We start from the raw sequence: 14,355 nt of genomic DNA on the forward strand, positions 1-14,355 counted from the left end.
CTTGATGGTATGCCAATGAAGGCTCTACTATGCACAACGGAATGTTAGTGAGACCCCAGACTCTCAAAGGAGAGGGATCCATGGCTGCTCCCGATTGAGGAAGTGGGAGAATGTATCGTTGCGCCATCAGCGATATTTTGGATACCAGCGTAGATCAATCACCGGCGGATTCCTAATCAATTGGAATCCGCGTAAGAGCCCTATAGATACAGGCCTATTAGGCAGTCAGAAACGAAAAAGGAGGGAGGTTTTTGCGTATTTAGAGAACGGGAAAAGGGATATGATCAATACCCAGCTATATATCTCCGATCTCGGAACTAGCGATATATACATGTGAGAATTACATGTTATTAATTGGACTATGTGCGTTCGAGGTACAGGGAATACATAATGATCGCGAACCCGATCGCGACGAGAACACTGTTAATCAAGACACCCATCTCTAACGAAACCGATAGAAGTTGGTCAGCTACTCCAGCAAGTAGTGAACCAAGTGTAATAACACCAAATCCGATACCGAGTGCCCGCAGTGAGGGCGCACCAGTCCGACGGTACGCTTTATATGCGATATAGGTGATGCCAGACCCCAATAGTAAAATTACTGTCTTCATGACGACGACTGCGGTGCCGATCCATATCATAATTCATCACCCATCTGAGACCAAATATCCGCGAGTCGTTCATCGGCCTTTCGGGAAGGACGGTCCACGGTTACTGAGAAATCATCACTCTCTATCGAAATCATCACGTTATCAAAGTCTCGTTCGTATCGTGTGGTTCGTCCCCCTTGCGGATTAATCGTATCTCGCTCACGGACGAGCGATGCATCACTCAAAAGTTCTAATTTTCGATATAAGGTTGACTGGGCGATATCACATCTGGTACTGAGTTCAGTTGCGGTCATAGGTTGTGCTGTTTCACGAAGGACCGTTCGGCAATCAGCGTCGTCCAACGCATCAAGAATCGCTTGCAGAGATGGTGAATCCGCTGATGACGCTGAACTACGTCCCATTGATTATTCCCAGATATTCTGTCGCATATACTGCTTGGTTTGGCGCATACCAGAAAGTACAGAGAGTGGCTTCCATTCTATTTCACAGCGCGTAGACAGCCCGTCGTTTGAGAGCATTTCGGTCGATTTCTTTCCACTCATCTTCGTCGTTCTCAGAAGAAGGCGGTACATTTCGTGCTTACCTCTATTGAGCGTCATCACGCATTGTGCCCTTCTGCACCATACACCTCGAGCAACTCTTGATAGCGGATTCGGATCGTCATTCTACTTACGTGAGTTACAGCTCGTACAGTCTCTTGTGTGACTTGCTCGTTTGTTAATCGAGTAGCTGCATAAATAGCACCAGCGGCAAGCCCAGCAGGACTCCGACCGCTATGAACCCCCTGCGCTTTTGCCGTTGTGAGCAGGTCCCGAGCCCGACGTGTTGCTTCATCACTCACATTGAGTTCGGAGGCAAACTGTGGAACGTATTGAAGTGGATCCACTGGTTCCATTCGTAGGCCAAGCTCACGGGACAAATATCGATAGGCACGCTGTATACGGAGTCGCTTAACTCGACTTACAGTCTCGAGCTCTGCCAATGTCCGTGGTGTCGAATGTTGTCGGGCCGCTGTATACAACGATGCTGTAGCCATCCCTTCAATGGATCGTCCGGGAAGCAAGTCGTCTTCAACAGCTCGTCGATAGAGCACACCAGCAGTTTCACGAATGGGATCAGGCAAACCAAGAGCGGAGGCCATCCGACGAATCTCGCCGAATGCCTGCTTGAGATTTCGTTCGTGTGCATCCTTCGTTCGAAACCGTTCGTCCCACTGGCGAAGGCGTTGTAATTGTGCTCGTTTTTGCTCTGATATCGCGTGCCCATATGCATCCCTATCTCGCCAACCAATCATTGTACTCAACCCCTTATCATGCATCAATTGTGTTGTTGGGGCACCAATCCGACTTTTTTCATCACGCTCCTTGCTATCGTATGCACGCCAGTCCGGACCATGATCGACCACATCAGTATCGAGAACCAAGCCACAGTCCTCGCAGATGGTTTCACCATGCTCATCGTCCTGAATGACAAGTCCATCACATTCTGGACACACTGAGGCCGACTGAGATAGTGAATTCGAGGATGCCTCCTTGCCATGGTCATCGATGATTGTAGGGACAGTGTTAGTCATGATTTCTGGAGTTCGACGCTGGTTGTGCCGTCTTCGATCTAATACTGTGAGAGAGATACTCAAGAAAACAGGGCGGATTCCCAAACGCTGGGAATCCGTCGATTTGAGGAGCGACGATACTGATTCCCTACTCACGTCTCAGTATGATACAACAGAACTATATCAATAAATTATAGTAAGCTTGCTAATGGCGCATGGGTCGACTAGCCAACACCTCTCTCTCACTCAATACGGTGTTCGAGCTATTAGCCAAAAGCGGCGCCGTCTTGCGCTGTATTCGCTGCTTGACTTCTTCGACGTTCCCATCGGGTTCGGAGCGGCTCGAATAGGCATGTGTGACGAGCAGTCTTGCGCCACCTCGGCGGTCTTGGAGACTGGCTATCGATATCTCAATGCTGCATAAAAGTATGACACCAGGAGGCGGTTGGCAACGATCCGCTAAACGAGATGATCGATCGCTGATTCCGTTTTGAGTGCAATCTCAAAACTGCCGGTGAGCGTCCGCTACGCGATTACCTGACGCTTTCTATCGCCCGAGCTACGTAGACGTGCCTGACCGCACCGACGGTAAATGCAAGTACACCGAAAATCATCGGGGTGTCCCCGAATGTTCGGACCCAGAGCAAGGCCTACACCCGCGGACGTTCATAGAACTCGAGATTCCGGACGACAGCGTATCCTTCCGAGTAGGATCGCCATCCGTCGGTTTTCGACTGATTCTCGGTCGTGGTAACCGACGCTATCTCCAGAATCAAGTCACGGAGCAGTATCTCTTCCACGACGACAACGACCAGTGGTTCAAACTCCAGCCATCGGCGAAGGACTCGGAAGGTACGTTCATTCGCTGGGTGTGTCTTCCGGATGACAGACCAAAACGACTGGCGCGGTCGGCACTTCGTCGACGGACGGTGATCGGGTACGACTACGTCCGACAGTCAAAGCACCAGATCCAGTCGGGTTGACGGTGACAGCGATGTTCGTCGCGGAATGCTGGCCTGAGACGACCTACGAGTGTGGATCATGCGAGCCCGATTCGACACCCCACGAAATCATGCACTGCATTGCTGGGATGCACATCCCTGAGTGCCAAATCCGGAGCAGGTACGCCGCCGATGTCAGACTGATTGAATTATTGAACTGCTAGGTGTCAAACACCTCGGTAGTGACGGCGGGTACTCCCAAGCATTCCAGACAGCGCGAGAGTGAGTTCAACAAGCGGTTCTCGAACGGGATAGGCGACCCAAGTGAGGCTCAGCGGCGACCGGGATATGTCGTTGTGGCTGTGTTCGTGCTATCGGGTATTGACACCGTTCGGGGTGGGAATTTTGCTACAATCGCGCTGGTTCAGGTGCTCGCCAGGCGACCACTATCCCGCAGAGAGCGAGGATGCCAGCGAGTACAAACGCCGTGTCGAATCCAGCCACATCAACAATAACGCCGCCTGCAATCGGCGCAAGGAACGCGCCCGCCAACCCAATACTCGTTTGGAACGCGACCGCTGTCGCCGCGACCCGCGGATCGACGACTTCCCGGACGTATGTAAAGGATAAGCCCAGCGTTAGCTGGACCGCAAATCCAGTGAGGAGCAGGAGAGCAACAAGTAGTGGGAGTGACCGAAATCGAGTAAAGACTAACACCAGCGGAGCAGCAACCCCAAAGGATCCTAAGACAATGGGTTGGCGCCGACCGCCGAAGACACGATCAGAGATGAGCCCGCTACTGATTCGGGAGACGACACCGATCGCCGGGAACAAAGCTACCAGGAGGCCACTTATTGCAAGTGAGAATCCCAGTTCTACCGTGAGATACGACGACCCCCAGCTATTCACGAACAGGTATAGCGCATACCCCAGAAACCCGAGCAGCCCAATGGACCAGACACTCCGATTGCGGAGGACCGCACCGAATTCCTGAATCGAAGGCGCTTCTCCTCGGCTCGTTCCAAACCCGCGACTTGCTGGCCAGAACACGACTAAGCCAACAAACGTGAGCCCAGTAAATGCGAGAAAGATTGCGGGCCATCCAAATCGCTCCGCAATCAGCGGGCCGGTCCCTTGGCCAAGCGCAAACCCGATCGGACCACTTGCGGTGAAGATACCGACAGCTGTCGCTCGATTTTCACTGTTCGCAGCCCGACTCACGATATCGATGCCAGCGTTCCAGACGACAACATACGCGACCCCACCGAGTGCTCGCGATGCAATCACAGATCGATAGTCACCATGATGCCCAGCGACCCAGCCCCACGTTCCGGCAACGAACAGTGTGAGAACGGCGAATAGCATCGCGGTTCTTGAATCCGTTCGGTCGAGAATTGCTCCAGCCGGAAGGCTTGCAATCACTGCAGTGCCAAACATAATCCCGACGAGAAACCCCGCGATTGTCGGGCCGATATGCAGCGAGTCACGAATGACGGGGGTGACACTCGCGGGGACGATTTCATAGGCAGCTAGCCCTGTCGAAATGAGACTCGCGCCAGCGACGATTCCCCACGTCGACTGGCTCTTCTGTCGTGGTTCATCAACGGAGGGTTCGTCTGAGTTGGTGTTGTTAGTTCGGATAGTCATTAATCGATGGAATGGTCAGTAGGTATTACGCGGAAATCGGGAAGGCCTTTCAACCGCAATTTTTCCTGAGATTGACATAACTACGTTACGTATCACACATATTGTGTTCGAGGGTTACATAGCAAACGTCTTTGTCCTTCGTAGGTTAGATAGTTAACTAGCGATGAGCATAAATCTCAATTTAGCACAACAGAGGTGGGCCCGAATCGACATCCAGCTGTATTCCCGCAGGCACTCGAATATCGAATAATGCCGCGTTCTCCAGCCATCCTCGATTCATCGACTGTCTTGCTCGTTGGAACAAGTGAGTGGGTCACACAGTTCGCTACAGTGGTCAATACACAGACTGATGCAACTGTACAGAGGGTTCAGACCAAAGCGGAAGCGCTTGAAGTTTTCCAGAGGGAGACCATAGACTGCCTCATCAGCGAGTACGCACCAGAGGAGACAACTGGCCTCGACTTGCTCAGAGAGATCCGGACCGAAACCACCGCGCTCCCTGTGATAGTTGGCACAGCTTCTGGAAGTGAAGCCGTCGCCAGTGAGGCCATCGGAGCCGGAGTTACTGATTACGTTGCACTAACGGAGTCGACTGATCAGTTGGTGGCTGATCTGCTGGATCGAACTGAACGAGCAGTCCGGTCCGCACAGCGATCAGCCACACAGCGAGACCGAGCCAGACAGTTCGATGCAATCTTCAACGATTCACAAACGGCGACGTGGGTACTCGATCCGGATGGTGCCCTTACTCGAGTAAACCAGACAGCACGGGAAATGATAGACGAGGATGTCGAAGCCATCGTTGGCAAGCCATTCTGGACACTCCCGTGGTGGTCACAGACCGATGCGACAGAAGCGGAGGTCCACCAGATTGTAGAGAACGCACTCGACGGTACGTTCGGGAATGTAGTTATCTCACAGCCATCGCATATCGACAACCCGTGCGTGATCGATCTCTCTGTGCGCCCCGTCAAGAACGAACGGGGCGATCTCGTCTCAATCGTCGTGGAAGGCGTCGATATCACCGAACGCGTTGATCTCGAACGGAATCTCCGCCAATCCGAGGAACTCCACCGCGTGACGCTCAACAATATGACCGATACGGTCCTCATCACGAACGAAACCGGGGAATACACCTACGTCTGCCCCAACGTCCACTTCATCTTCGGGTATACGGCCGCGGAGATTCGTGAACAAGGACCCATCCATGAGCTCCTCGGCGAGGACCTATTCGACCGAGACGAACTCGCTGAAGAGGGAGTCCTCAAGAACATCGAGACGACGGCGACCGACAAAGCTGGCCGTGAACACACGCTGTTGGTTAACGTTCGCGAGGTCTCGATTCAGGATGGGACCATTCTCTTTAGTTGTCGAGACATTACAAAGCGCAAGCAACGGGAGGAAGCACTGGCAACCCTCCACGAAACCGCCCGGGATTTCCTGTACACCGAAACGCACCAGGAAATCGCACAGCACGTTGTTGATGACACGCCCGGTGTGCTCAATCTCGATGCGAGTGCCGTCTATCTCTTTGATGCTGATGCGAACGAACTCCGTCCTGCAGCACACTCCGCGAGGTTGAAAGAACTGAACGGACCGCTTCCGACCGTGCGTGCTAATGAGGAAACCCTCCCGAGTTACAGTTTCGTCGAGGACGAGTCACTGTTCTTTGACGATGTCCACAGCGCAAGCCGGCTCAAAAACAGGGCGACAGACCTCCGGAGTGCGATCTATATCCCACTCGGCAACCATGGCGTGTTCATCGCTGGCTCAAACGAAGTGGGAGTCTTCGATGACGTGACCCGAGAACTGGCCGACCTACTCGCCGCAACCGCTGAGGCAGCTCTCGACCGCATCACACGGGAATCACGACTCCGGGAACAAGACCGAACACTCCGAGCACAAAACGAGCAATTGACCGCTCTGAATCGCATCAATGAGACAATTCGAGAGATCGATCAGGCCCTCGTCCAAGCTGAAACACGCGAGGAAATCGACCATACCGTCTGTAAGCTGTTGACCGCCAACGACTGGTTTAGATTCGCCTGGATCGGGACGATCGATCCAATGTCCGACACCGTCGACCCTCGAGCCTGGGCAGGAACCGACCAGGGGTATCTGGATAGTCAATCATTCTCCGTCGCAGCCTCAGGGACAGATCCCGCCGGGCAAACCGCGGCGACTGGCGACGCGACAATGATCTCAAACGTTGCTGCTGGCCTTCGCGACGAAGTATGGCGAAAGGACGCTCTCGCTCGCGACTATCTCTCCGTGTTGAGTATTCCGCTCGTATACAACGAGCTCACGCACGGCGTATTGACGGTCTATGCACCGACACAAGATGCGTTTGACGATACTGCGAAGGCTGTCTTGGCCGAACTCGGTGAAACCATCGCGTCGGCACTCAGTGCGATTGAACGGAAGAACGCTTTGCTCACGACATCAATAACTCGCGTCGAGTTCTCCATCGACGACTCGGCGTTCATCCTTTCACGACTTGCAAAGGATGCGGCGTGTACTCTTTCGTACCAAGGTGGTGTTCAGCAATCGACTGAGGGGAGTTATGTGTTCGTTACGGTCGAAGACGCGTCTCTGGAGGATGTTGCTGAAGCGGCCTCACAGCTGGTCGCACTCGACGACGTACAGCAAATCAGTGCAGATGGTGAGGGGGGCGTCCTCCGGTTGCGGCTTGCACAGCCGTTCCTCGCCTTAGAACTCGCCGATCATGGGGCCGTCTTCCGCGAGGCAACTGCTAATCCAACCTCGACAACGCTTGTCATCGATATCCCGGATAGGATTGACAGCAGAACGATCACACAGCTCGTCCGTGAATCGTTCTCTGCTGTCGAACTTCGGTCGAAGCAGACGCTTAATCAGTCGATAGAGCAGGATCTCTACTCGACATTCCTCAAGAAACTGACTGAGCGACAACTGGAGGTAATTCAGACAGCATACTATAGCGGGTTCTTCGAATCACCACGCGAACGGACAGGCGAGGAGGTTGCTGAGACATTAGGAATCTCCCCGCCTGCATTCTATAAGCATGCTCGCACCGTCCAGCGGAAACTGTTTGCAACGCTGTTCGAGGAGAACAACCGCTCTATCACGGATTCCGTTGTAGGTTAAATAACTAGCCATCCTCTTCAGATTGGGTTTGATAGTCAACTACCGAATATTCCCTAATACACTCATTACGTCTTTATAGAGTGCGCTGGATTCCCTGGCAGCACTCGTGAACTCACTATGAGAGATGTCAAATCAGAATCAAACGAGGAGACGGCATATGAGTGCTTCCGGTGTGGCAGCATTATCATCGCAACAACCAGCCCCGGACGCTGTCCCGACTGTAACGGTCCACTTCGAAACCGACAGGTGCCACTCGAATAATCATGGTCTCTCAAACTGATACTACGCACAACGAGTCAAGTGAAGCGACAACGGAATTAACTGAGTCAGAATCGTCACTTGAAACGGCTCGCCGGCAGCTGTATCATGCTGCGGATCGTCTGGATATCGGTCCGAATATCGTCGAGCGGCTCAAGCATCCAAGGAAAGTCCATGAAGTAGCGATTCCAATCAAACGGGATGATGGCACGGTCGAGGTGTTTACTGGCTACCGAGCACAACACGATAGTGTCAGAGGCCCGTTTAAAGGAGGTCTTCGATACCACCCCGACGTGACCAGAGACGAGTGTGTCGGGCTCGGAATGTGGATGACGTGGAAGTGTGCCGTCATGGACCTCCCGTTTGGAGGCGCGAAGGGTGGCATCGCTGTCAACCCAAAGGAGCTGAGTCCCGGGGAAAAAGAGCGGCTTACCCGGCGATTTGCACAAGAGCTTCGGGACGTTATCGGCCCCAACCAAGATATCCCAGCCCCGGACATGGGGACCGATCCGCAGACGATGGCGTGGCTAATGGACGCGTACTCGATGCAAGAAGGCGAAACGACACCGGGTGTCGTCACTGGCAAGCCGCCAGTCGTTGGCGGAAGTGAAGGCCGTGAAGAGGCTCCGGGACGAAGCGTTGCGATCATCACGCAATTGGTTTGTGAGTACTACGACCGCCAGCTTGAAGATACGACGGTCGCAGTCCAAGGCTATGGAAGCGTTGGGGCAAATGCGGCCCGCCTCCTTGACGACTGGGGTGCGACCATCGTCGCCATCAGCGACGTGAATGGAGCGATGTACGAGCCAGACGGAATCGATACGGCGTCCGTCCCGTCACATGACGAGGAACCGGAAGCAGTCACGACGTATGCTGACACCGTCATTTCGAACGACGAATTGCTCACGCTCGACGTCGACGTGCTCATTCCTGCAGCACTCGGGAATGTAATCACCAAAGAGAACGCAGAGGCGATTGCGGCAGATCTCGTCGTCGAAGGGGCAAACGGCCCGACGACGTCCACGGCTGATTCGATCCTTGCTAAGCGAGACGTTGCAGTGGTGCCCGATATTCTTGCCAACGCTGGCGGTGTCACAGTGAGCTATTTCGAGTGGCTTCAAGACATCAATCGGCGATCGTGGTCGCTTGAACGGGTGAATGATGAACTCGAAGCTGAGATGCAGGCCGCATGGGATGCGGTTCGAGTAAAGTTCGAGCAACGCGATGTTACCTGGCGTGATGCAGCCTATATCGTCGCACTGTCCCGCATCGCAGAGGCACACGAAGCACGAGGGCTCTGGCCGTAGCCAGATGACTTACCCCTCTGCTCTGCGGACGTGGCATCCATCGACGCCGCTTGAACGAGAGCTTTATCGAGTATTTCGGCTGTCAACAGTTGGGAGCGCAGTGACAGTGGTCGGTTTTGTTGGGTATCTCTGCATCGGCATTGTTCTCCATATAGCTGGTATCTATATGCCCCCATTCCCATTTCTGAGTTTCTCAGATCCTGTGTTCATGATTCTGAGCTTTGGCATCGGAGGATTCATCTGTCTCCTCTCTGGATCACTCATATCACTCACACTTCTTACAAGTGTGAAGGATGCCAACGCGGAGTTTGTCCTCTTGATGAGTCTCATTGCCTTCGGTTTTGGCGTAGCCACGGTCCGATTCACAGCCGGTCCAGTCCTGTCTTGGCTTGTAGCACTCGGATCGGTGTAGAACCCAGAAAATGACGGATCCTGCTGACTGCTACACATTAATTCCAATACAACCACCTTTAAGATATGAGCAAGCTAACAGTAGCTGTCCTCCGACCCGATGACGATCGTATCGATGAGGCAGTTGAGTATCTCCGTTTACGTGGAGTTTCACCAGTTGCAGATCCCATGCTCACGGTCTGTCCAACCGGAGAGATGCCAGCGGCGGCAGATTATTACGTTTTCACAAGCCGGACTGGGGTACAGATAGCTGCCGATCAAGATTGGGAGCCTGGTAGGGGAACAGTATGTGCCGTCGGCCAGCAGACCACTTCGGCATTACGAGTTAACGGTTACCCAGTGGATATTGTGCCGTCGACGTTCACATCTGCCGGTCTCGTTGAGGCGCTCGCTGATAAGATCAGTGGATCAACTGTCGAGATTGCTCGCAGCGCAAATGGCAGCAACGTATTGCCCCAAGGATTGGAGTCCGCCGGTGCAGATGTCCATGAGACGCAGCTGTATCAGTTAGAGAAACCGGAAACCGCTGGTCAATCCGTTTCACTTGCAATCGACGGCCAATTGGATGGAGTTCTATTCACGTCATCGAGAACGGTCGACCACTTTTTCGAGATTGCTACAGAGCAAGCTGATGTGACGGAACTCAAACGTGGACTAGAGGAGGCAGTCGTCGGAGCAATCGGCGCGCCGACGGCACGTGCGATACGTGACAATGGGCTGGAAGTCGATATTATACCGGAGTCGGTAGATTTCGAGCAATTAGCTGGACTCACTGTCCAAGAGGTTAGAAATAGGGCATCAAACAGATGAGTGGACTTCCCAAGCGTGCACAAGAGATTCTTGGATTTTCTCGATGGTGGCAGATCGTCGCAGCAGCTGTAATGATGGCGCTGGTTAGCCCGTACCAGTACGTTTGGTCCTCGATAGAGGGGCCACTGGCAACTGACTTGTCCATCCCACTCCCAGCACTCGGACTCGTCTTTACGTTGTTTGTCGCTTTTCAATCGCTCTCCCAATTCCCGGTCGGATGGTGGCGAGATACTCACGGTCCCCGTCGAATTAGTCTTCTTGGCGGCGTTCTCGCTGGTGGCGGCTATCTCGGACTCGCGTACGCGACTGCCATCTGGCAGATATATATGCTGTACTCGCTCGGGGCTGTGGGTGTCGGTATTGTATATACAGTCGCAATCAATTCCGCGTTGAAGTGGTTTCCTGATCATCGAGGACTTACGACCGGCATTGGAACCATGGCATTTGCTGCTGGGAGTGCCGTGTTCATTCCTTACGTCCGTGCCAATGCGACACCAGGGGCGTATTCTGGCGTCCTTAGAAATATAGGTGTCCTCATCGGAGTTGGCGTTATCTGTGGCGCGGTTGTCCTCCGAGATCCACCCGCTGGCTGGAGCCAAGAGACATCGACCACGGCTGCGACACCCGAAAATCCAACAACGACGGAGAAAGAAGGGTTCACCTGGCGTGAGATGGTCCGAACGTGGCAGTTTTGGACGTTGCTGGGCATGTTTGCTTTTGTGAATACGGCGGGACTGATGCTGACTGCAAAGGTTGTTTCGTTCGCTCAACAGTTTGGACTCACAGCGATTGTTGGAACTGTCTCAGCAACAGTCCTCGCTCTTGTCGGCGGGATCAGTCGAATCGTAGTGGGTGGTGTTTCCGATTGGGTCGACCGCAAGTGGGCGATCGCTATTTCATCAATCTTGACAGGAGTTGGCTTATTCTTGCTCGTCTGGTTCGGACAAATTGGTTCCAGTCTGGGATTCATCCTTGCTGTCATCATTGCAACGTTCTTCTGGAGCCCGCAATTCGCTCTCTTCCCGAGCATCGTTGGTGACTACTACGGCCAAGCACACTCTTCGACCAACTATGCGTTGGTCTATCTCGGGAAAGTCGGTGGGGGCGTCGCCGGTGGTGTACTCGCCGGCGTCCTCATCACAATGACCTCCTGGTCGATGACGTTCCTCGTCGGTGGTATATTGGCGGTCGTTGCAGGATTCGGTGCGTTGCTTCTTCGTCCGCCATAAAGAGTCGTCCGAGTATCTCGAGAGCAGTGTGAATATGAGAATTACAGGATTACAACCCGGCGAAGAATATCGGATTGCAGCCTCTCGGTCGCAGACAAAACACAGGCGAGGGAGACACATCTGTAGATGTGCGCTTAAATCGCGGGAACCTGAACGTGAGCAGAGAGCGTACCCCTGCCTCTGCTGAGGCATAGAACGGGAATCCATGGAAAGCATTGGGGTCGTTCGGAAAATCTTCGATCTTCTGTGGTGATGAGACACTTCATGTTTCGAATCTCTTGACCCTAAATCGGTTCACCGCAGAGGATACTGATCCGTCCACGGCCGAGATCGTTCGAGTGCTGCAGCGATGCTCAAAATATCTGCTTCAGCAAATCGCCGCTGCAATAAGTCGACTGGGCTATCAGGCCCACGGTCCCGACGAGGAAAACGACTCGCTGCGCTCGCGCGTCGAATTCGGCAAATACCGTGCGGTACTCGCGGCGGTACTGATGATGCCCGTGTTGATTCTCTACGTCCTGTTCATCTATCCGGTATAGCTCGGCATCTATCCCGAGAGCTTTCTCTACGGGAGTACCGTTGAGGCGATGGTGTTCGGGCCGCTAGCGGTCTGGAGCACACTCATCGTTATCGGGCTCGGATACCCGGTCTTCCGCGGGGCCTATGTGTGCCTGAAAGTCGGTCGCCCGAACATGGACGTGTTGATCGCCATCGCGGTACTCGCAGCGTATCTCTACTCGATGGCCACCTATCTCACGGGCGGGCGCGATCCATACTTCGACGTCGCAGTGATGGTGCTCGCGGTCGTCCAATCGGCAACCATCTCGAGTCACGCGTCAAACGCGCTGCACTCGGCAATCGCGCTGACCTCACTGATTCACGCGTCGATGACGCCCGCCGGCTCGACGACGACAGCGAGGCCACCGAAACCATCGACATTGAAGCGTGTGAGCCTGGCGATCAACTGTTAGTCAAACCTGGCGAACGAGTCCCAGTCGACGGCCAGATTGCCGACGGGACCGCCGCGATTGACGAGGCGCTGGTCACGGGTGAATCTCTCCCACAGCGAAAGTCCGTCGGGGACAGCGTACTCGGCGGGTCGATCCTTACTGACAATGCGATCGTCGTCGAAGTTGGTCCGGAAAACACCAGCACGATGGATCGCCTCGTCGAACTCCTCTGGAACGTCAAGAGTTCTGCGACAGGCGTCCAACACATTGTCAATCGCTTTGCAGTACTGTTCGTTCCGTTCGTACTCGGACTCGCCGCGCTGACTGCCACTGGCTGGTTCGTCCTTGGCAACGACCCGAATACAGCTATAATGGCCGGTGTCTCCGTGTTGGTGGTCTCGTGTCCGTGCTCGCTCGGGATCGCTACCCCGCTTGCCCTCGCGGCGGCCACCCGCGATGTCACCGACAATCGAATTCTCGTTCTCAACGAGACAGTGCTCGAACGGATCGACGACTCCTCAGTCGTTGTGTTCGACAAGACAGGAACGCTCACCACGGGGGCGATGGAGCTTGTGGACGTCGTTGGCGACGATCCCGATGAAGTGCTCGCGGTGGCGGCCGCCGTCGAACGCCAGTCGAGCCATCCTATCGCTGCTGCGATTGACGATGCCGCCCCGCTGACCACACGCTCTGTGTTAAGCTTCGAGCGCGCCGACCGTACCATGTCGGCGCTCGTCGACGATACTCGCGTGATTATCGGTCATCCAGACTCCTTCGACGCTGACGAGTGGACGATTCCCGCGGAGATCGAGGCAGCCGTCACGGACGCCTACGAGTCGTGCACTCATCCCACGGCGGTTGCCTGGGAGGGCGTCGTCCGAGGGATCGTCACGGTCCGAGATACGCCGCGCGAGAACTGGGAACGTGTGGTTTCCGATCTCGCGGACGCGGACCGGGAAATCGTCGTCCTGACCGGCGACGACGAGCGGATGACCGAGACGTTTGCGAACCATCCAGCAGTCGATCACGTATTCGCAGACGTGCGCCCCGAGTCGAAGGAGGTGATTGTCCAGGGACTTCGTGAGCGCGGAACGACAACAATGATCGGCGATGGAACGAACGACGCGCCCGCACTCGCGAGCGCGGACCTCGGGATCGCAGTCTCAAGCGGCACCGATCTGGCGATCGAGGCGGCCGACGCAGTGGTACTGGACGACCGGCTCGACGCCGTTCCCGAGGTCTTCGAGCTGGCGAGTGAAACGCGAGACCGAATCAAACAAAATCTCGTCTGGGCGGCTGGCTACAACACGATCGCGCTCCCATTGGCAATGGCCGGCGTGATCACGCCGTTGATCGCCGCCGTTATGATGGCGATCAGTAGTCTCATCGTCGTCTTCAACTCGAAGCGCCGCCTGTTCTCGGCGAACGGAGATCAGGTGACTGCAACCGACTCTAGCGAAGGCAACGATCAACTTGGATCTCCCGCACACTCGGACTGAACGGTCGACCGCCA

At 54.6% G+C, this 14,355-nt stretch carries 9 protein-coding genes and 2 pseudogenes; 7 read left to right on the forward strand and 4 right to left on the reverse strand.

Annotated features, from left to right (window positions below; all coding sequences use genetic code 11):
• Positions 1–359 precede the first annotated feature (359 nt).
• The 4 genes from HACJB3_RS20920 to HACJB3_RS17845 all read right to left on the reverse strand — a co-directional run bounded on the left by HACJB3_RS20920 (position 360) and on the right by HACJB3_RS17845 (position 4,751).
• Positions 360–641, reverse strand: coding sequence for a DUF7521 family protein (locus HACJB3_RS20920; RefSeq protein ID WP_049934763.1), 282 nt, complete (start codon positions 639–641; stop codon positions 360–362).
• On the reverse strand, positions 638–1,012 hold the full coding sequence (locus HACJB3_RS19370; protein WP_008413705.1) for a winged helix-turn-helix domain-containing protein: 375 nt from the start codon (positions 1,010–1,012) through the stop codon (positions 638–640). The genes HACJB3_RS20920 and HACJB3_RS19370 overlap by 4 nt, the downstream gene beginning before the upstream one ends.
• Before the next feature lie 197 nt (positions 1,013–1,209).
• Positions 1,210–2,184, reverse strand: a complete 975-nt coding sequence (locus HACJB3_RS19375) for a transcription initiation factor IIB (protein ID WP_081461388.1) — start codon at positions 2,182–2,184, stop codon at positions 1,210–1,212.
• Positions 2,185–3,512: 1,328 nt separating this feature from the next.
• Positions 3,513–4,751: an MFS transporter gene (locus HACJB3_RS17845; protein WP_008413701.1), complete on the reverse strand. Its 1,239-nt coding sequence runs from the start codon at positions 4,749–4,751 to the stop codon at positions 3,513–3,515.
• A 249-nt stretch (positions 4,752–5,000) separates the two neighbouring features.
• Between HACJB3_RS17845 and HACJB3_RS17850 the strand changes: the two genes are divergently transcribed.
• From HACJB3_RS17850 to HACJB3_RS19395, 7 genes and pseudogenes are all read left to right on the forward strand, one after another.
• Complete coding sequence (locus HACJB3_RS17850; protein ID WP_008413699.1) at positions 5,001–7,877, forward strand: bacterio-opsin activator domain-containing protein; 2,877 nt, start codon at positions 5,001–5,003, stop codon at positions 7,875–7,877.
• A 117-nt stretch (positions 7,878–7,994) separates the two neighbouring features.
• Complete coding sequence (locus tag HACJB3_RS19865; protein ID WP_008413698.1) at positions 7,995–8,138, forward strand: rubrerythrin-like domain-containing protein; 144 nt, start codon at positions 7,995–7,997, stop codon at positions 8,136–8,138.
• 2 nt (positions 8,139–8,140) lie between these two features.
• Entirely contained in the window at positions 8,141–9,442 is a 1,302-nt protein-coding gene (gene gdhB, locus HACJB3_RS17855) for a glutamate dehydrogenase GdhB (protein WP_049934765.1), read from the forward strand.
• A gap of 477 nt (positions 9,443–9,919) precedes the next feature.
• Entirely contained in the window at positions 9,920–10,663 is a 744-nt protein-coding gene (locus HACJB3_RS17860; protein WP_049934767.1) for a uroporphyrinogen-III synthase, read from the forward strand.
• A gap of 71 nt (positions 10,664–10,734) precedes the next feature.
• Entirely contained in the window at positions 10,735–11,892 is a 1,158-nt protein-coding gene (locus HACJB3_RS17865; RefSeq protein WP_008413694.1) for an MFS transporter, read from the forward strand.
• A 21-nt stretch (positions 11,893–11,913) separates the two neighbouring features.
• A pseudogene (locus HACJB3_RS21365) lies at positions 11,914–12,086 on the forward strand (RNA-guided endonuclease TnpB family protein); the annotation flags it as partial.
• 180 nt (positions 12,087–12,266) lie between these two features.
• Positions 12,267–14,341, forward strand: a pseudogene (locus HACJB3_RS19395) (heavy metal translocating P-type ATPase); the annotation flags it as partial.
• Between the last annotated feature and the right edge of the window lie 14 nt (positions 14,342–14,355).

It is taken from the genome of Halalkalicoccus jeotgali B3 (assembly GCF_000196895.1).
Taxonomy (GTDB): Archaea; Halobacteriota; Halobacteria; order Halobacteriales; family Halalkalicoccaceae; genus Halalkalicoccus; species Halalkalicoccus jeotgali.